The organism is Streptomyces sp. R28 (genome assembly GCF_041052385.1).
Lineage (GTDB): Bacteria > Actinomycetota > Actinomycetes > Streptomycetales > Streptomycetaceae > Streptomyces.
The window spans coordinates 7,276,050-7,295,402 of the sequence record NZ_CP163439.1; the positions used below are offsets into that span (position 1 = coordinate 7,276,050).

The 19,353-nt window shown below is 71.7% G+C and carries 14 protein-coding genes; 5 read left to right on the forward strand and 9 right to left on the reverse strand.

The window, feature by feature from the left end; translation table 11 throughout:
* Positions 1 to 106 precede the first annotated feature (106 nt).
* Genes AB5J49_RS32790 through AB5J49_RS32810 form a run of 5 tightly spaced genes read right to left on the reverse strand, consistent with a single transcriptional unit; the run spans position 107 to position 9,514 of the window.
* On the reverse strand, positions 107 to 2,152 hold the full coding sequence (locus AB5J49_RS32790) for an NAD(+) synthase (protein WP_369172476.1): 2,046 nt from the start codon (positions 2,150 to 2,152) through the stop codon (positions 107 to 109).
* A 59-nt stretch (positions 2,153 to 2,211) separates the two neighbouring features.
* A complete protein-coding gene (locus tag AB5J49_RS32795) occupies positions 2,212 to 4,068 on the reverse strand; it encodes an ABC transporter ATP-binding protein (protein ID WP_369172477.1) in 1,857 nt (618 codons plus the stop codon).
* Positions 4,069 to 4,106: 38 nt separating this feature from the next.
* Positions 4,107 to 5,828, reverse strand: coding sequence for an ABC transporter transmembrane domain-containing protein (locus tag AB5J49_RS32800; protein ID WP_369172478.1), 1,722 nt, complete (start codon positions 5,826 to 5,828; stop codon positions 4,107 to 4,109).
* 42 nt (positions 5,829 to 5,870) lie between these two features.
* On the reverse strand, positions 5,871 to 7,724 hold the full coding sequence (locus tag AB5J49_RS32805; protein ID WP_369172479.1) for an ABC transporter ATP-binding protein: 1,854 nt from the start codon (positions 7,722 to 7,724) through the stop codon (positions 5,871 to 5,873).
* Positions 7,721 to 9,514, reverse strand: coding sequence for an ABC transporter ATP-binding protein (locus AB5J49_RS32810; protein ID WP_369172480.1), 1,794 nt, complete (start codon positions 9,512 to 9,514; stop codon positions 7,721 to 7,723). The genes AB5J49_RS32805 and AB5J49_RS32810 overlap by 4 nt, the downstream gene beginning before the upstream one ends.
* 205 nt (positions 9,515 to 9,719) lie before the next feature.
* On the opposite strand from AB5J49_RS32810, the gene AB5J49_RS32815 reads away from it, so the two are divergent.
* The 4 genes from AB5J49_RS32815 to AB5J49_RS32830 are packed head-to-tail and all read left to right on the forward strand — an operon-like array spanning position 9,720 to position 13,305.
* On the forward strand, positions 9,720 to 10,634 hold the full coding sequence (locus tag AB5J49_RS32815) for an ATP-binding cassette domain-containing protein (protein WP_369172481.1): 915 nt from the start codon (positions 9,720 to 9,722) through the stop codon (positions 10,632 to 10,634).
* On the forward strand, positions 10,631 to 11,380 hold the full coding sequence (locus tag AB5J49_RS32820) for an ABC transporter permease (protein ID WP_369172482.1): 750 nt from the start codon (positions 10,631 to 10,633) through the stop codon (positions 11,378 to 11,380). Before AB5J49_RS32815 ends, AB5J49_RS32820 begins: the two co-directional genes overlap by 4 nt.
* Before the next feature lie 25 nt (positions 11,381 to 11,405).
* The gene (locus AB5J49_RS32825; protein ID WP_369172483.1) at positions 11,406 to 12,668 is read left to right on the forward strand and encodes a sensor histidine kinase; all 1,263 of its coding nucleotides are present in this window, start codon (positions 11,406 to 11,408) and stop codon (positions 12,666 to 12,668) included.
* Positions 12,661 to 13,305: a response regulator gene (locus tag AB5J49_RS32830; protein WP_369172484.1), complete on the forward strand. Its 645-nt coding sequence runs from the start codon at positions 12,661 to 12,663 to the stop codon at positions 13,303 to 13,305. The genes AB5J49_RS32825 and AB5J49_RS32830 overlap by 8 nt, the downstream gene beginning before the upstream one ends.
* Here AB5J49_RS32830 and AB5J49_RS32835 read toward each other — a convergent pair.
* The 4 genes from AB5J49_RS32835 to glgX all read right to left on the reverse strand — a co-directional run bounded on the left by AB5J49_RS32835 (position 13,302) and on the right by glgX (position 17,816).
* Complete coding sequence (locus AB5J49_RS32835; RefSeq protein ID WP_369172485.1) at positions 13,302 to 14,726, reverse strand: sulfatase; 1,425 nt, start codon at positions 14,724 to 14,726, stop codon at positions 13,302 to 13,304. The two genes, AB5J49_RS32830 and AB5J49_RS32835, sit on opposite strands and share 4 nt — an antisense overlap.
* Before the next feature lie 72 nt (positions 14,727 to 14,798).
* Positions 14,799 to 14,894 carry a putative leader peptide gene (locus AB5J49_RS32840; protein ID WP_369172486.1) on the reverse strand — a complete coding sequence of 32 codons (96 nt, stop codon included), beginning with the start codon at positions 14,892 to 14,894 and terminating at the stop codon, positions 14,799 to 14,801.
* Positions 14,895 to 15,050: 156 nt separating this feature from the next.
* Positions 15,051 to 15,476 (reverse strand): hypothetical protein, encoded by a 426-nt coding sequence (locus AB5J49_RS32845; RefSeq protein WP_369172487.1) that lies wholly within the window; start codon positions 15,474 to 15,476, stop codon positions 15,051 to 15,053.
* A 93-nt stretch (positions 15,477 to 15,569) separates the two neighbouring features.
* Positions 15,570 to 17,816 carry a glycogen debranching protein GlgX gene (glgX, locus tag AB5J49_RS32850; RefSeq protein ID WP_369172488.1) on the reverse strand — a complete coding sequence of 749 codons (2,247 nt, stop codon included), beginning with the start codon at positions 17,814 to 17,816 and terminating at the stop codon, positions 15,570 to 15,572.
* Between the two features lie 158 nt (positions 17,817 to 17,974).
* On the opposite strand from glgX, the gene AB5J49_RS32855 reads away from it, so the two are divergent.
* Complete coding sequence (locus AB5J49_RS32855; protein ID WP_369172489.1) at positions 17,975 to 19,216, forward strand: Ig-like domain-containing protein; 1,242 nt, start codon at positions 17,975 to 17,977, stop codon at positions 19,214 to 19,216.
* Positions 19,217 to 19,353: the final 137 nt, after the last annotated feature.

The window sequence follows — 19,353 nt, forward strand, 5'->3', positions numbered from 1 at the left end:
GGAAATCGTTCGTTGTCCGGGAGTTCATGTTCGGTATACGGACCGGAACGGTGGAGGCCCACCCACCCGAACCGGATGGGTGGGCCCACATGACCCCGCCGCGCCGCTACTGTTCGGCGCCCAGTACTTCGAAGCGGTCGAGATCCCGCAGCCACGCATGCGCCGTACCGTCCGACGGCGCGCGCCAGTCGCCGCGCGGGGAGAGGGAACCGCCCGCCGAGACCTTCGGCCCGTTCGGCATGGCCGAGCGCTTGAACTGTGCGAACGCGAAGAAGCGACGGCAGAAGACCTCCAGCCAGCGCCGGATCTCGGCCAGGTCGTACGCCACCCGCTTCGCCTCGGGGAAGCCGGGCGGCCAGGCACCGGCCTGCGCGTCGTGCCAGGCGTGCCAGGCCAGGAAGGCGATCTTCGAGGGCCGGAAGCCGTAGCGCAGCACATGGAAGAGCGTGAAGTCGTGCAGCGCGTACGGGCCGATCTTCGACTCCGTGGACTGCATCTCCTCGCCCGGCACCAGCTCCGGGCTGATCTCCGTGTCGAGGATCGCGGCCAGCGTCGTGCCGGTCTCCTCGTCGAACTGGCCGCTGGTGATGACCCAGCGGATCAGGTGCTGGATCAGCGTCTTCGGCACACCGGAGTTGACGTTGTAGTGGCTCATCTGGTCGCCCACGCCGTACGTGGACCAGCCGAGCGCCAGCTCCGACAGGTCGCCGGTGCCGAGCACGATGCCGCCGCGCTGGTTGGCGAGGCGGAACAGGTAGTCGGTGCGCAGGCCCGCCTGCACGTTCTCGAAGGTGACGTCGTACACCGGCTCGCCGGACGCGAACGGGTGGTCCATCTCCTTGAGCATCAGCCGCGCGGTCGGCGTGATGTCCAGCTCGGCCGCGGTGACGCCGAGCGAGTTCATCAGCTTGTGGGCGTTGTCCTTGGTGTGGTCGCTGGTGGCGAAGCCGGGCAGGGTGAAGGCCAGGATGTCGCTGCGCGGGCGCCCGGCGCGGTCCATCGCACGGGCGGCGACGATCAGCGCGTGCGTGGAGTCCAGGCCGCCCGACACCCCGATGACCACCTTCGGGCCGCCGATCGAGGCCAGCCGCTGCTGGAGCCCCGCGACCTGGATGTTGTACGCCTCGTAGCAGTCCAGGGCGAGCCGCTCGGCGTCCGCGGGCACGAACGGGAAGCGCTCGATGCGGCGCTTCAGGCCCAGGTCCGTCGCCGGCGGGTCGAGCCGGAACCGCACCCGCCTGAAGTCCCCGGTCCGGGTGGCGTGGGCGCGGCGGTTGTCGTCGAACGTGCCCATCCGCTGCCGCTCCTGCCGCAGCAGGTCGAGGTCGACGTCGGCCACCGCGTACTGGTCGTCGAGCGGGAACCGGGCCGTCTCCGCCAGCAGGGCGCCGTTCTCGTAGATCATGGTCTGCCCGTCCCAGGACAGGTCGGTGGTCGACTCACCCAGACCCGCCGCCGAGTACACGTACGCCGCCAGGCAGCGCGAGGACGCCGAGCGGCACAGCAGCCGCCGGTCCTCGGCCCGCCCCACCGTGATCGGGCTGCCCGAGAGGTTGGCGAGCACGGTCGCGCCGGCCAGGGCCGCTTCCGCGCTCGGGGGCACCGGCACCCACATGTCCTCGCAGATCTCCGCGTGCAGCACGAGGCCGGGGACGTCCTCCGCCTCGAAGAGCAGGTCCACCCCGAACGGCACCGTCTCGCCGCCGACCCGGATCGTCCCGCCCCGCTCGTCCTCACCCGAGGCGATCTGCCGCTGCTCGTAGAACTCGCGGTAGTTCGGCGGGTACGACTTGGGTGCGACGCCGAGGATCTGGCCGCGGTGCACGATCACCGCGCAGTTGTAGACCCGGTGGCGATGGCGCAGCGGGGCCCCGACGACCAGCACCGGGAGCAGGTCGGCCGACCCGGCCACGACCGTCCGCAGCGCCTCCTCGACCTCGTCGAGCACCGCGTCCTGGAGCAGCAGGTCCTCGATCGAGTACCCGGTCAGGCCCAGCTCGGGGAAGACGGCGACGGCGACCCCCTCCCGCGCGCACCGGCGCGCCTGCCGCAGGACCGCTTCGGCGTTGGCCTGCGGGTCGGCGATGACGGTGTGGCCGGTGCACGCGGCGACCCGCGCGAAGCCGTGCTCGTAGATCGACCAGAAGTTCAACGGACTTCCCCAGGAGAAGCGGACAGTGCTGGCACCGAGCATAGATCGCCTGATCAGGCCTACGCCGTTCCGGGCGAGGCGGGCCGCTCCCCGTGCCACGACCGCCACAGCGCCGCGTACGCCCCGCCCGCCGCGACCAGGTCGTCGTGGGTGCCGAGCTCGGTGAGGCGGCCGTTCTCCATCACGGCCACGCGGTCCGCGTCGTGCGCCGTGTGCAGACGGTGGGCGATGGCGATGACGGTGCGGCCCTGAAGTACGGCGGCCAGGGCGCGCTCGGTGTGGCGGGCGGTCGTCGGGTCGAGCAGGGCCGTCGCCTCGTCGAGGATCAGGGTGTGCGGGTCGGCCAGCACCACGCGGGCGAGCGCGAGCTGCTGGGCCTGCGAGCCGTCCGTACGGCGGCCCCCGTCGCCCAGCGCCGTGTCGAGGCCGTCGGGCAGCCGCCGTACCCAGGCGTCGGCGCCGACCGCGGTGAGGGCGGCCCACAACTCCTCGTCCGTGGCGGACGGTTCGGCGATACGGAGGTTGTCGCGGACCGTGCCGAGGAAGACGTGGTGCTCCTGGGTGACCAGGACGACCTGGCGGCGCAGCTGCTCCGGGCCGAGTGCGACGACCGGGACACCGCCGACCGTCACCGAGCCGGCGGTCGGCGCGTCCACGCCCGCCAGCAGTCGGCTCAGGGTCGTCTTCCCGGCGCCGGACGGGCCGACCACCGCGAGGCGTTCCCCCGGCCGCACGGTCAGGTCGACGTCGCTGAGGACCTCGCCACCGCGGTCGTAGGAGTAGCGCACGCCGGTCACGTCGAGCCGGTCGTCCGCGGGGGTCGGCGAGTCGGTGTCCGTCGCCTGCGGGGCTCGCGCCAGGCCCTCCACGCGGGCGAACGAGGCGCCGCTGCTCTGCAGTTGCTCGACCCGCATCAGGATCTCGTCCAGCGGCTCACTCAGCCGTTGCAGATACAGGGCGGCCGCCACGACCGAGCCCAGGCTCAGCGCGCCCCGCTCCAGCAGCACGCCGCCGAGCAGCAGGACCGTCGTCACGGGAACGACGTACGACACCTCGACGGCCGGGAAGAAGACGGTGCGCAGGAACAGGGTGTGGAAGCGGGTGCGGCGGGACCTCTCCAGCGCGTCGCGGCTCGCCGCCACCCTTCGCCGTTCGAGGCGCAGGGCCTCCACCGTGCGGGCACCGGACACCGTCGCCGCGAGGATCTCCGCGACCTCCGAGGTGGCCGCGCCCTCGGCGAGATAGCCGTCGCGGGCGCGGCGCAGGTACCAGCGCATCGCCCACCAGATGCCGCCGAAGCCGAGTACTCCGCAGAGGCCGAGCAGCGGGTCCAGGATGAAGACCGCGGCCAGCAGGAACGCTGCCTGTACGGAGTTGATCAGCAGCTCGGGTCCGGCGTCGCGCAGGGTCGTGCCGACGAGGGCGACGTCTGTGGTGCCACGGGAGGTGAGGTCGCCGGTGCCGGCTCGTTCGACGACGTTCGCGGGGAGGGCGAGGGTGCGGTCCACGAATTCCTCGCGGACCCGTGCGAGGGTGCGTTCGCCGAAACGGTGGCCTACGTAGCGGGCCCAGCGGGCCAGCAGCAGCTGGGCTGTTGCCGCTATCAGGATCGCCAGGGCCAGTTTGTCGACGGTCGTTACGCCGTGGCCGGCGCGGACCTCGTCGATGATGCGGCCCACCAGCCAGGGGCCGGCCAGGCCGACGACAGCTGCGAGTGAGTTCAGGACGAGTACGGCTGTGAAGGCTTTGGCGTCGGCTCGGATCAGGCGGGCGGCGGCTCGTCGGACGTCGCGGGGCTCGGCGATGGGGAGGTGACTCGGTGCATTGGATTTCGTGGCCGGGAGCCCGGGAGTTCGGGTGGTTTGCCGGGTGCGGGTTCGATGTGGCTGGTCGCGCCCCGCGGCGGAGCCGCTCATCGATACAGTCCCGCGCCCCTGGGAGCGTTTCCGGTCCGTCAACTCACGGCCTCCTCGGCGTTCTCGTCCCGTGCCACCAGCGCTCGGTATCCCGGCTCCCCGTCCAGCAGGTCGCGGTGTGTGCCCGTCGCCGTCACCTTGCCGTCGACCAGGAAATGCACGGTGTCCGCGCGGTCCAGGAGCAGGGGGGACGTGGACGTCACCACCGTCGTGCGGCCCTGTCTCTCCGCGTGCAGGCGTTGTGCGACCCTCGCCTCGGTGTGGGCGTCCAGCGCGGACGTCGGCTCGATGGCCAGCAGCACTTCCGGGTCGGCCAGCAGCGCGCGCAGGAGGCGGACGCGTTGGCGTTGGCCGCCGGAGAGGTTGCGGCCCTGGGCGTCGATGGGGGTGTCGAGGCCGTCGGGCAGGCCCCGGACAATGTCCTCGGCGACTGCCGTGCGGACCGCCCGTGCGATCGCCGCCTCGTCCCGGCCGTCCGGGCCCGCGTGGCCGGCGATCAGCTCCCGCAGCGTGCCCGCGAACAGGTCGGCCTCGTGGTCGGCGACCAGGACGCGCGCCCGCAGCTGCGGCAACGCGATCTCGCTCAGGGGAACGTCGCCCCAGGTCGCGGCCGACGGGACGTAGCGGCCCAGGCGGTCCACGACGGCTGTGGCGTCGGCCGGCAGCGCGGCGGCCAGTGCGGTCAGGCGGCCCGGCAGCACCCGTACCCCGGACTCGGGGTCGTGCAGTGCCGCCGGCTCCGCGGGCGCGTCCCGGGTGCCGGTGTCGGGCATCGGCTCCAGGCGCAGGAACCGTACGACTCGCCGCGCCGCCACCACGCCGCGCGCGACCTGGTAGACCATCTCCACGACGAACGCCATCGGGCGGACCAGGACCGCGACGTAGCCGTAGACCGACACCAACTCGCCGACCGTGATGGCACCTTGGGCGGCCAGCCGGGCCGCCAGCCAGGTCACCACGGCCAGGAACAGCGTCGGCAGCCCCATCCCGAGTGCCTGCACCCAGCTGGTCACCGCCCCGACCCGGTACCCCTGTGCGCGCAGCCGTTGCGAGTCGCGGTGGAAGGCGTCGGCGACCAGGCCCTTGCCGCCGAGGCCGTTGAGGACGCGCAGGCCGCCCGCGAGGTCGGCGATCCGTGCGGTCAGTACGCCCTGCCGCTCCCGGTACTCGGTCTCGGTGCCTTGCAGCCGGCCGAGCAGCGGTCCGACGAGCACGGCGATCGCCGGCATGCCGAACAGCACCACGACCGCGATCGGCACCGATACCGACACCAGCAGCACGGCGACGGCGAGATAGGCGACGATCGCGCCGAAACCGGGGCCGATGACGGTCAGGCTGCCGCTGATCGTCTGGACGTCGCCCACCCCGATCGTGACGACCTCGCCGGCCCCGATCCGCCGCGGCAGCGCGGCACCCAGCCGGACCGACTGCCCGACCAGGACCTTGGTGGTGCGGAACAGGGCGTCCATCCGCACCCGGGTCATCGTGCGGTGCCGCATGATGCTCAGCCAGGCGTTGAACACGTGCACCCCGGCCAGCGCGCCGGTCCAGGCGGCCAGCGCCGCGTAGTCACCGGGCGCCAGGCCCTCGTCCACCGCCCGCGAGAGCAGATACGGCGCCGCTGCCAGCAGCACCATCCAGACGGCGGAGATCAGCGCCCCGAGCGCGGACCGTCCCGCCTGCTGGGTGACCAGCCACCACAGGTACCGGGCGCCGCTGCGACAGTCTGGCTCGCCCGGATCCTCGTACGCGTCGATCATCGTTCCCCGTGCCCCGTCCTCGTCCCTGCCGTCCGCCTACGCCTACGCCAGACTGTCCCGCCACGCCCGGTGCAGATCCGCGAACCTGCCCGTCCCCGCGATGAGTTCGGCCGGCGTGCCGTCCTCGACGATCTGCCCGTGCTCCATGACCAGCACACGGTGCGCGATCTCGACCGTGGACAGCCGGTGGGCGATGACGACGGCCGTACGTCCGTTCAGGACCGTCGACATCGCGCGCTGCACGGCCCGTTCGCCGGGGATGTCGAGGGAGCTGGTCGCCTCGTCGAGGATCAGCACGGCCGGGTCGGCGAGCAGTGCCCGCGCGAACGCGACGAGTTGGCGCTGACCGGCGGAGATACGACCGCCCCGCTTGCGTACGTCGGTGTCGTAGCCGTCGGGCAGCGAGCTGATGAAGTCGTGCGCGCCGATGGCCTTCGCCGCCTGCTCGATCTCCTCGCGGGTGGCGTCCGGCCGGCCGATCGCGATGTTCTCGGCGACCGTGCCGGAGAACAGGAACGCCTCCTGCGTCACCATCACCACCCCGCGCCGCAGTTCGGGCACGGCGAGTTCACGCAGGTCGACGCCGTCGAGGAGGACCCGGCCGTCGGAGGGGTCGTAGAAGCGCGCGACGAGCTTGGCCAGCGTCGACTTGCCCGCGCCGGTGGAGCCGACGACCGCGACCGTCTGGCCGGCCGGGATCGTGAGGTCGAAGCGGGGCAGCACCTCGCCGCCGGTGCGATAGCCGAACCGGACGCCGTCGAAGACGACCTCGCGGCCGGGGTGCCGGGACTCCAGTGCCGGGAGCTGCTGGGGCGCGGCCGGCTCGGGGACGGACGGCCGCTGGGCCAGCAGTCCGGCGATCTTCTCCAGGGAGGCCGCCGCCGACTGGTACGAGTTGAGGAACATGCCGAGCCGGTCGATCGGGTCGTACAGCCGCCGCAGATACAGCACGGCCGCCGCCAGCACACCGAGGGCCAGCGAGCCGCCCGCCACCCGGTAGGCACCCCACAGCACGATCGACGCGACGGCCGTGTTGGCGACGAGCCGGGAGCCGACGACATAGCGGGCCATCTCCAGCAGCGCGTCGCCGTTGATCCTCTCGTGCCGGGAGTTGAGGACGCGGAAGTCGGCGTCGTTGGCGGTCTCACGGCGGAACGCGCGCACCGGGCGGATGCCGTTCATGGTCTCGACGAACTTGACGATCACGGCGGCGATGGCGGTGGAGCGCAGGGTGTACACCCGCCCGGCGCGCCGCCGATACAGCCGCACGAGGAGATACAGCGGTACGAACGAGGCCACCGCGACCGCGCCCAGGCCGAGGTCGAGCCAGAGCAGCATCGCCGAGATGTAGACGAAGGACAGGATGACGGTGACGAGTTCCTGGAGGCCTTCGTTCAGCAGCTCGCGCAGGGACTCCACGTCCGTGGTGGAGCGGGAGATGAGCCGGCCCGAGGTGTAGCGCTCGTGGAAGTCGACGCTCAGGGCCTGGGCGTGGCGGAAGATACGGCCGCGCAGGTCGAGCAGCACGTCCTGGTTGACGCGGGCGGAGAGCAGGATGAAGGCGTACTGCAGCACGCCGGAGGCGAGTGCGCACAGCAGATAGCCGACCCCGACGGCGATCAGCGGCCCGAGGTCGTCGCGCCGGAACGCCGGTACGGCCGAGTCGATGGCGTACGCCACCAGCAGCGGGCCCGCCTGCACCGCCGCCTGCTGGAGCAGCAGCAGGAGTGTGGTGACGGCGACGCGGGCCTTCATCGGGGCGAGCAGTGAACGCAGGAGGGCGGCGGTGGCGCCCGGGGGAGTGGGCAGGACATCACGGTCGAAGGGGTCGTCCGGCCCCAGGGGTTCCTCGGCCGGCTGGTCCTTGCCCGGTGCGGTGGCGGTCGTCGCCGTCATCGGTCGGCCTCCTCGGTCCCGGCCATCAGGTGGGCGTACTCGGCGTTGCTGCGCAGCAGTTCGTGATGGGTGCCGACGGCGGCGATACGGCCGTCGGAGAGCAGGGCGACGCGGTCCGCGAGGAGCACGGTGGACGGGCGGTGGGCGACGATGAGGGCGGTCGTCTCCGCGAGCACGTCCCGCAGGGCGGCCTCGACGGCGGCCTCGGTGTGCACGTCGAGGGCGGACAGGGGGTCGTCGAGGACGAGGAACCTGGGCCGTCCGACCACCGCCCGCGCGAGCGCGAGGCGCTGGCGCTGCCCGCCGGAGAGGCTGAGGCCCTGTTCGCCGACCTGTGTCTCGGTTCCGTGCGGCAGGGCGTGCGCGAAGCCGGCCTGCGCGACCCCGAGGGCCCGCTCCAACTCGGGCTGTCCCGAGCCGTCCGAGGCCCCCATGAGAACGTTGTCCGCGACGCTGGCGGAGAAGAGGGTGGGCTCTTCGAAGGCGACGGCCACGAGTTCGCGCAGCGATTCCCGGGGCATGGCGGAGATGTCCTGGCCGTCGAGGGTGATGCGGCCGGATGTCACCTCGTGGAGACGGGGGATCAGGGCGGTCAGGGTCGTCTTGCCGCTGCCCGTCGCGCCTACGAGGGCCATGGATTCGCCGGGGCGGATGTGGAGGTCGATGCGGTCGAGGACGGGCGGGGAGTCGTCGGGGGCGTCGGGATAGCGGAACCGCACCTTGTGGAAGCGCAGTCCGCGGTCCTTGCCGTCGCCCTTCGCCGTCGAGACCTCGTGCCCCTCCGGCTCCGCGTCCATCGCCTCGAAGTACCGCTCCGTAGCTGTCGCCGCCTCCTGGCTCATCGCCAGCAGGAAGCCGATCGAGTCCACGGGCCAGCGCAGCGCGAGCGCGGTCGACAAGAACGCCACCAGCGTGCCCGCCGACAGCTCCCCGTCCGCCACCTGCACGGTGCCCAGCACCAGCGCCGCCCCGATGGCCACCTCGGGCAGCGTCACGATGACGCCCCAGATCGTCGCCAGCAGCCTGGCCTTGCGCAGCTCCGTGCCGCGCAGTGTGCGGGACAGCTCCCGGAACGCCAGCGCCTGACTGCGGTGCCGCCCGAACCCCTTGATGATCCGGATCCCGAGCACGCTCTCCTCGACGACCGTCGTCAGATCGCCGACCTGGTCCTGCGCGCGGCGCGCCACCTCGGCGTACCGCTTCTCGAAGACCACGCAGGTGACCATCACGGGCACGGCCGGGATCAGGATCACCAGCCCCAGCGTCCAGTCCTGGAGCAGCATGATGATCACGCCGACGAGGATTGTCACGCCGTTGACCAGCAGGAACGTCAACGGGAAGGCGAGGAACATGCGCAGCAGCATCAGATCGGTCGTGCCCCGCGACAGCAACTGCCCCGACGCCCACCGGTCGTGGAACGCCACCGGAAGCCGCTGCAGATGCCGGTACAGATCCGCCCGCATCCCCGCCTCGACCCCCGCCAGCGGCCGCGCCACCAGCCACCGCCGCAGCCCGAAGAGCAACGCCTCCGCGAAGCCGAGCAGCAGCAGATAGAGCGCCCCGAGCCACACCCCCGCCGGATCCCGGTCGGCGACGGGCCCGTCCACCATCCACTTCAGGACGAGCGGAATGACCAGCGCCGCGCACGAGGCGAGGACCGCCACGAACGCGGCGGTGAACAACCGCACCCGCACGGGCCGCACATACGGCCACAGGCGCAGCAGCGTACGCACGGCGGAACGGTCGGCTCGATCAGGTCGGTCCTCGGCGGTTGCACGTGTCGTCACCATCAGCAGCGAGCCTACGGATCGCCACTGACACTGCCCACCGAGTTTTGGCCGGACCGGGATCGGGCTTTGGCCCTACGACCTGCGTGTTCGAGGAGTCGTACCACCTCGCCCGGCGGGTCGTAGGCCGCCGTCAGCCGATCGGCTGATGCCTGTTCGAGCGCGTCGGCCGATGTGCCGGACCCCGCCCCGCCGGGACCCTCGTGGCATGGCATCCACACCTGTCGTCGACGTCAGTGATCTACGCAAGTCCTACGGCGGCCGAACCGTCCTCGACGGCGTCTCCTTCGCCGTCGAGGAGGGCGAGATCTTCGGCATCCTCGGCCCGAACGGCGCCGGCAAGACCACCACCGTCGAGTGCGTCGGCGGCCTGCGCCTCCCCGACGCGGGCCGCGTCCGGGTGACCGGCCTCGACCCCGTCACCGACCACGAGGCCACCCGCCGGGTCCTCGGCGCCCAGCTCCAGGAGAGCGAGCTGCAGGCCAAGCTCACCGTCCGGGAGGCACTGGAGCTGTACGCCGCCTTCTACCCGGACCCGCTCGACTGGCGGCCCCTCGCCGAACGCCTCGGCCTGACCGCCAAGCTCACCACCCGGTTCGCCAAGCTCTCCGGCGGACAGAAGCAACGCCTGTTCATCGCGCTCGCCCTCATCGGCAACCCCCGGATCGTCGTCCTGGACGAGCTGACCACCGGCCTCGACCCGCGCGCCCGCCGGGACACCTGGGAGCTGATCGAGGACGTCCGCGCGAACGGCGTCACCGTCCTGCTCGTCACCCACTTCATGGAGGAGGCCCAGCGGCTCTGCGACCGGATCGCCGTGATCGACAAGGGCCGGGTGGCCGCCCTGGACACCCCGGCCGGTCTCATCCGCCGCTCGGCGGGCGCCACCGTCATCAGCTTCACCCCGTCCGCGCCGCTGGACGAGGGCGAACTGAACACGCTTCCCGCGCTCGCGTCCGTCGAGCACAAGGACGGCCGCCTCACCCTCGCCGGCACCGACGAGACCGTGAACGCCGTCATCACGCTGCTTGCCCGCACCCGCATCACGGCCCATCAACTGCGTGTCGTCGACGCCACGTTGGACGACGCCTTTCTCGACCTCACGAAGGAGGCGGCGGCATGAGCACGGTCGTCCTGAACAACACCGTACTGAAGGCGGAGATCCGCCTCTTCCGCCGGGAACCCGGCATGCTCTTCTGGATCCTGCTCTTCCCGACCCTGCTGTTGGTGATCCTCGGCTCGATCCCCTCGTTCCGTGATCCCCAGGCCGACCTCGGCGGTCTGCGGACGATCGACATCTACGTCCCCGTGGCCGTGCTGCTCGGCCTGATCATGGGCGGGCTCCAGGCCATGCCGCAGACCCTCACCGGCTACCGCGAGCGCGGCATCCTGCGCCGGATGTCCACGACCCCGGTCCGGCCGGCGGCCCTGCTGTCCGCGCAGATGCTGGTGTACGGAGGTGCCGCCTTGACGTCGGCGCTGCTCGCCCTCGCCGTCGGGCGGCTCGCCTTCGACGTACGACTGCCCGAGCAGCCCTTCGGATACCTCCTCGCCCTGGTCCTCGCCGTCCTGGTCGCCCTCGCGCTCGGCGCGGTGATCTCCGCCCTGTCCCGGACGACGAAGATCGCCGGCGCCATCGGGTCCGCGGTGTTCTTCCCGTCGATGTTCTGCGCGGGCGTGTGGGCGCCGGTGCAGACGATGCCGGACGTGTTGGCCCGGATCGTCGGGTACACCCCGTTCGGCGCGGCCGCCGAGGCGCTGAACCGGTCCGCGGTGGGGGACTTGCCGGGCTGGACCCACCTGGGCGTGCTCGTGGCCTGGACGGTGCTGCTCACGTCCGCCGCGTCGCGCTGGTTCCGGTGGGAGTAGGCAACGGGCCGTGCAGACTGGGCGCATGACCGCAGCGGACACGCAGATCGAGCGGCGCTGGGAGCAGTTGCACAGCTTGGGGCCGTACGGGCTGCTCGTCACTGGCGCCGTCCTGTCGGCCATCGCCGCCGACATGATGGACGGCGTCGGCGAGTGGTACGCCGCCGCAGTCCTGGTCGCCGCGGCGTTCGCGCTGCAGCTGTGGTGGAACCGCACCCGTCACCGCCGGGCCAACCGCGGCCGGTCCCCGTCCCGGGCCGGGACGGCGTACTACGTCGTCCGCTGGGCGATCGCCTTCGCGCTCACCTGGATCAACCCGCTCTTCGGGTTCTACGCGGCCACCGGCCTGATGGACGCCGACGAGCTGATCCCCGGCATGTGGCGGCGGCTCGGACTGTTCGTCACCGCGGTCACCTTGGCCGGCTCGCAGATGGGTGGGCTGCCGCCGAAGAACGGAGGCCAGTGGGCCGCGTTCGCCGGTCTCCTGGTGGCCAACTTCGGCCTCCAGACGGTCGTAGCCCATCTCACCGAGCAGGAGGAGCGGCGTTCCCTCGACCCGGCCGCCACCATCGCCGAACTCGAACGCGCCAACACGGCGTTGCAGCAGGCCCTCGACGAGAACGCCGCCCTGCACGCCCAACTCCTCGTCCAGGCAAGGGAGGCGGGCGTCGCCGACGAACGCCGGCGCCTGGCTGCCGAGATCCACGACACCATCGCCCAGGGCCTGACCGGCATCATCGCCCAGCTCCAGGTCGTCGCGAACGCCCCCGACCTGCCCACGGCCCGCACCCATCTCGACCGCGCCTCGGCCCTCGCCCGCCACAGCCTCGGCGAGGCCCGCCGCTCGGTGCACAACCTCGCCCCCGTGGCCCTGGCGAACGACCCACTGCCCGAGGCCCTGAAGGGCACGGTCGCCGATTGGGCCGAACGGGCCGACATACGCGCCGAGTTCACGGTCACCGGCACCGCGGAGCAACTCCACGACGAGGTCTCGGCGACGCTGCTGAGGATCGCTCAGGAGGCGCTCTCCAACGCCTCCCGCCACGCCCGGGCGACCCGCGTGGGCGTCACCCTCTCCTTCCTCGGCGACGAGGTCATCCTCGACATCCGCGACGACGGGCAGGGCTTCGACCCGCTCACCGTCCCCGAACGTACCCGCACCGGCGGCTTCGGTCTCGACGGCATGCGCGTCCGCGCCGAACGCATCGCCGGCTCCTTCACCGTCGAGTCCGAGCCGGGGCACGGCACGGCGGTGTCGGCTCGCGTACCGTTGGTCCGCCATGAGTGACGACGCCTCGATCTCCGTGCTGATCGTCGACGACCATCCCGTCGTACGGGACGGTCTGCGCGGCATGTTCGACTCCGCGCCCGGATTCACCGTGCTCGGCGAGGCGTCGAACGGCGTCGAGGCCGTCGAGAAGGCGGACGCCCTCGACCCGGACGTCGTCCTGATGGACCTGCGCATGCCGGGCGGCGGCGGGGTCGAGGCGATCGCCCACCTCACCCGCACCGGAGCCCGCGCCAAGGTCCTCGTGCTGACCACGTACGACACGGACTCCGACACCCTCCCCGCGATCGAGGCGGGCGCGACGGGCTATCTGCTCAAGGACGCCCCGCGCGACGAGCTCTTCACGGCGGTCCGCGCCGCCGCCGAGGGCCGAACCGTCCTGTCCCCGGCGGTCGCCTCCCGTCTGGTCTCCGCGGTCCGCGCGCCCAGGGCCCCCGGCAACGAGCCGCTCTCCGCACGCGAGCGCGAAGTGCTGGCCCTGGTCGCCAGGGGCACCTCCAACCGCGAGATCGCCCGCGAGCTGTTCATCAGCGAGGCCACGGTGAAGACCCATCTCACCCACCTGTACGCCAAGTTGGGCGTCAGGGACCGCGCGGCCGCGGTGGCGACGGCGTACGACCGCGGCATCCTCGGCTAGTCCGGGTACGGCAGCAGGGTGCCGGCGACCTTCTCCCAGGACGTCTTCAGCTCGGCGAGCAACTCGGGTTCGTCGGGCGCGAGATCGGCCTGCTCGCGCTGGTCGGCGGCGAGGTCGTAGAGGTGGTCGGTGCCGTCGGCGTCCCGGTAGTACTTCCAGTCGCCGCGCCTGAGGGCCCGGCCCGCCCGCACCCGCCAGAACAGATCCCGCTCCGGCAGCGCCTCGCCCCGCAGCAGGTACCCGGCGAGGCTGGTGCCGTCCAGCGGATACGCCGGGTCGGGCCGGGCGCCACCCAGCTCCAGCAGGGTCGCCGTCCAGTCGGGGGAGAAGTTCGGCTCGTGGCTGACCTGGTGGCCGTCGATACGGGCCGGCCAGCGCACGATCGTCGGCACCCGGATACCGCCCTCCTGGAGCACGAACTTCTCGCCGCTCAGCGGCCACAGGTACGACCAGCGCTCGCCGCCGTTGTCGCTGGCGAACACCACGACGGTGTCGTCCTCCTGCCCGGACCGGCGCAGCGCCCCGAGCACCTCCCCGACGGCGGCGTCGAGGCTCTGCACCATCTCCGTGTACTTCTCGACCGAGCCGCCGTCGTGGTGGTTGAGCGCCTTGCTCACCTCCGCCTGGGACTTGGCGGCGCGGATCTTCGCGGCGATCTCGGCGCCGGTCTCCTCGTCGCCCTCCGCGAGCCAGGGCCAGTGCGGGGTGGTGAAGTTGAGGTTCAGCAGCCACGGCTTGTCGTGCTCCCGGCTCACGTACTCCACGGCCCGCTCGGTCAGCACGGTCGTGTAGTACCGCAGGTCCTTGTACTCCGCGTCGCCCTCGTAGAGGTCGTACGTGCCCAGCTGGCCGAGCTTGGAGAAGTACTCCAGCACGCCGCCGAAGTTGCCGAAGAACTCGTCCCAGCCCGACTTGGTGGGGCTGTAGTCCGGCAGCCAGCCGCAGTGCCACTTGCCGATGAGGGCGGTGGAGTAGCCCGCCTTCTTCAGGAGGGAGGCGAGTGTGGGGTGGTTCGGGTCCAGCCCTTGCGTCTTGTTGGCGATGGGCTCGGCGAGCCCGCCCTTCGTACGGCCCGGATAGCGCCCGGTGTACAGGCTGAACCGGGTCGGCGAGCAGGTCGCCGACCCCGAGTACGCGTCGGTGAACCGCACCCCCTGCCGGGCCAGCCGGTCCAGGTTCGGGGTCTTGATGTGCGGGGCGCCGTACGAGGACAGGTCGGCCCAGCCGAGGTCGTCGCCGAGGATGACCAGGAGGTTGGGGCGCTTCCCGGACGTGGAGGCGGCGCGGGCCTTGAACGGGCGCTCGGCGGGGGTGGCATCGACGGCTGCGGCAGCTTCGCCCGCGGTGGCCGTACCGGCGACGGCGGTCACGGCGCCGCCGCCGACGAGACCACCGAAGGCGCGGCGGGATATTTCGGGCATGCGGGGTCCTCGAAAGGGCGTGGGAGAGAAGGGAGAGAAGGGGGAGGAGGGAGGGGAGGGAAAGGCCACGGCTCAGCGACAGACGGCGCTGGACTGCCGGCACAGATCGACGTGGCGTCGCTCCACGAGCGCGACGCCCGCAGACCGGTGTGCCACGGGAAGCCTCATGATCGGCACGCTGCCAGTGGTGCGACCCGAGGGTCAAGGGACGGGCGGCGTAACCGGCGCGGGTTTCATACGGCGTTCACGGGAGGCGGGTCCGGTCGGCGGAACTGGGCCCGCTCAGTGCCGTGCACCGAGCGGACCCCGCCCTCCCTACGCCGTTCAGGCGTACTGCTCGGCCTGGCTCTCCACGTCCTCGATCCCCGTGGGGCGCCCGGCCCGTACCCAGCGTGCGTAGAGCCCGCCGGCGATCAGCAGGGTCGCGACCAGGGACAGGATGGGCCAGCCGCGCATGGCGAGTACGAAGTCGACGACCAGGGCGCCGATCGGCAGGAAGGTCCAGTTGGGCCCGAAGGCCCGGCCCGCCGCTGCGGCCGCGCCACCGCCCTTGGGGAAGCGCCGCACCAGTTGCCAGTAGTCGGCGGTGACCACCACGACCAGGCCGATCACCGGCGACATCGTCGGGATCAGCAGCGCCAGGTCGCCGTCCAGGGCGCGCAGGGCCGCCTCGATGGCGTACGCGACGGAGGAGACCGGGTCGGCGATCACCGCGAAGGCGAAGGCGAAGGCGAAGGCGAAGAACAGCACCGCGTGACGCGGCGAACGGCCCGTGACGGGCGCCAGGGCGGCGTCAAGGAGCCGTCAGAACGGCCCGCCCGACCGCCCCGCACACCAGCCGCTTCAGCCGGCAACCTTCAGCAGCAGCACCGCCCGCGCCGGCACCGTGATCGCCGCCCCCGCCCGGTGCTCCACGCCCGGCGCCCGGCCCTGCTCCTCCCGCGAGGTGTCGACGACCACCTCGTACCGCTCCGCCCACGGCGGCCCCGGCAGCACGAAACTCACCGGCCGGTCCCCGGCGTGCAGGACGGCGAGGAAGCTGTCGTCGACGATCGGCGCCCCCCGCTCGTCGCGGCCCGGGATGTCCCGCCCGGACAGATACATGCCCAGCGTGGCGGCGGGCGCGTACCAGTCCCGTTCCGTCATCTCCGTGCCCCGCAGGGTGAACCAGGCGAGGTCCCGCAGGCCGTCGGCCGAGTGTGCCCGCCCGGAGAAGAAGGCCCGCCGGCGCAGCACGGGGTGCCGGTGCCGCAGCTCGATCAGCCGGGAGGTCAGGTCGAACAGGGCCTTCCAGCCCGGATCCTCCAGCAGCCCCCAGTCCAGCCAGCTGATCTCGTTGTCCTGGCAGTACGCGTTGTTGTTGCCCCGCTGGGTGCGCCCCAGCTCGTCACCGGCGACCAGCATCGGCACGCCCGTCGACAGCAACAGGGTCGTCAGCAGGTTCCGCAACTGCCGCCGCCGCAGCGCCCGTACGCGCTCGTCGTCCGTCTCACCCTCGGCCCCGCAGTTCCAGGACCGGTTGTCGTTCGACCCGTCCCGGTTGCCCTCCCCGTTCGCCTCGTTGTGCTTACGCTCGTACGACACCATGTCCCGCAGCGTGAAGCCGTCGTGCGCGGTCACGAAGTTGACGGAGGCGTAGGGCCTGCGACCACCCCACGCGTACAGGTCGCTCGACCCCGACAGGCGGTACCCCAGATCCCGTACGTCCGGCAGCGCGCCCCGCCAGAAGTCCCGTACGGCATCGCGGTAGCGGTCGTTCCACTCCGTCCACAGCGGCGGGAAGGCACCCACCTGATACCCGCCCGAGCCCACGTCCCACGGCTCGGCGATCAGCTTCACCCGCCGCAGCACCGGATCCTGCGCGATGACCGCCAGGAACGGCGACAGCATGTCGACGTCGTGCATGGAGCGGGCCAGAGCCGCCGCCAGGTCGAACCGGAAGCCGTCGACGCCCATCTCCGTCACCCAGTAGCGGAGCGAGTCGGTGATCAGCCGCAGCACGTGCGGCTGGACGACGTGCAGGGTGTTCCCGCAGCCCGTGTAGTCCGCGTACCGGCGCGCGTCCGACTGCAACCGGTAGTACCCCCGGTTGTCGATGCCCTTCAGCGACAGCGTCGGGCCCAGCTCGCCCGCCTCCGCCGTGTGGTTGTAGACGACGTCGAGGATGACCTCGATGCCGGCCGCGTGCAGCGCGCTGACCATCCGCTTGAACTCGCCGACCTGCTGGCCGGTCGTACCGGAGGCGGCGTAGGCGGCGTGCGGGGCGAAGTAGCCGATGGAGTTGTAGCCCCAGTAGTTGCGCAGGCCCTTGCGCAGCAGATGGTCCTCGTGCGCGAACTGGTGCACCGGCAGCAGCTCCACCGCCGTCACGCCCAGCTTGACCAGGTGCTCGACGGCCGCCGGATGCGCGAGACCGGCGTACGTCCCGCGCAGCTCCTCCGGGATCCCGGGGTGGAGTTTCGTGAATCCCCGTACATGCACCTCGTAGATGACCGAGTCCGCCCACGGCGTCTTCGGCCGGCGGTCGTCCGCCCAGTCGTCGTCATCGTGGACGACGACGCCCTTCGGGACGTACGGCGCCGAGTCCCGGTCGTCGCGCACGGTGTCCGCGACATGCTGCTGGGGCCAGTCGCGGACATGCCCGTACACCTCGGGCGGCAGGCTGAAGTCGCCGTCCACCGCGCGGGCGTACGGGTCCAGGAGCAGCTTCGCCGGGTTCCAGCGGCCGCCGGTCCACGGGTCCCAGCGGCCGTGCACCCGGTAGCCGTAGCGCTGGCCCGGCATGACGCCCGGCACGAAGCCGTGCCAGATCTCGTGCGTCAGCTCGGTGAGCTTGGCCCGCGTCTCCTTGCCCTGCTCGTCGAAGAGACACAGCTCCACCGCTTCCGCTCCCCCCGCCCACAGCGCGAAGTTGGTGCCCGCCACCCCGTCCGGGCCGACCCGGAAGCGGGCGCCGAGCGGCACGGGCGTGCCCGGCCATACGGGCACGGCAGGGGCTTTGCGCTGCGCGCCGTTCACGACGGCGGCCGGGCGCCCCTCCTCAGCGGTGACCGCCTCGGCCACCGCCTCCTGCTCGGCTGCGCTCGACACCTGTCGGCCTCCCACGGCTCAGGGACCACACGAAGGGGAAGGAGAGCCCACGGTGTCCCGGTCCGCGGCTCCCCATCGCGTAGTCCTCCCCACTGTTCTGCCCACCGCATGGCTCGCACTCACGTTTCCCCAGGGCCGCCCCGGTCGTTGGGGTCTTCGTGAGGCACGTACAAGGGCGCGCGCGGCGCGCGGGGGCCGTGTTGGCCGCCGTACTGACATGGGCCGGCCTGCTGGCCGGGGTGACCGGCTGCACCTCGGACGGCGGCGGCGCCGACCAGATGCTGGGCAAACCGCCGGCGCCCGAGGACGTCATCCGGGTCTTGCCCGACGACCGCAGCAAGGGCGTACGCCCCGACGACCCGCTGCTCGTCCGGGTGCCCGACGGGCGCCTGGAGTCGGTGAAGGTCGTCAAGTCCCAGGACGCGCAGGAGTTCCCGGTACCCGGGCACATCTCCAAGGACGGCCTGCGCTGGGAGCCGGAGGACGCCGGGCTCGCGCTGGCCGCCGAGTACACGATCGACGCCGTGGCCGTCGACGGCCAGGGACGCCGCAGCGCACGGCACACGACCTTCACCACGTACGTCCCCGAAGAGCGGTTCATCGGATACGTCACCCCCGAGAACCGCTCCACCGTCGGCACCGGAATGATCGTCTCCCTGGAGTTCAACCGGGAGATCGAGAACCGGGCCGCCGTCGAACGCGCCGTCCAGGTCACCGCCGAGCCGGCCGTCCAGATCCGCCCGCACTGGTTCGGCAGGTCCCGGCTCGACTTCCGCCCCGAGCACTACTGGAAGCCCGGCACCCAGGTCACCGTCGCGCTGCGCCTGCGGGACGTCGAAGGCGCGCCCGGGGTGTACGGACTGCAGTACAAGACGTTCTCCTTCACCGTCGGCCGCCACCAGGTCTCCTTGGTCGACGCCGCCAAGCACACCATGGAGGTACGGCGCGACGGCGAGCTGCTCACCACCGTGCCGATCACGGCCGGCGCACCCAAGAACACGACGTACAACGGCAAGATGGTGGTCACCGAGATGCTCGAGCTGACCCGGATGAACGGTGCGACGGTCGGCTTCAAGAAGGCCGACGGCAAGAGCGAGTACGACATCCCGGACGTCCCGCACGCCATGCGCCTCACCGACTCCGGCACCTTCCTGCACGGCAACTACTGGGCGGACGCCTCGCTCTTCGGACGGAGCAACGTCAGCCACGGGTGCGTGGGGCTCAGGGACGTCAAGGGCGGCGGGTCCCAGACGCCTGCGGGCTGGTTCTTCGACCGCAGCCTGATCGGGGACGTCGTCGAGGTCGTCCGTAGCAATGACAAAAAGGTCGCTCCCGACAATGGGCTCGGAGGATGGAATATGGGCTGGAAGGAGTGGAGGGCGGGGAGTGCGGTGAAGTAACAGGACAGGGGGGTGAGTTGCCCGACCAACCGGCTATCAGTCGATGTTGGAACGGAACGGTGACAAACGCGCGGCGTCGACGCCCATGATCTTGTGGTTAATATGCGCCGGTGCGCGTGGCAGATGCGCGGGGGTGC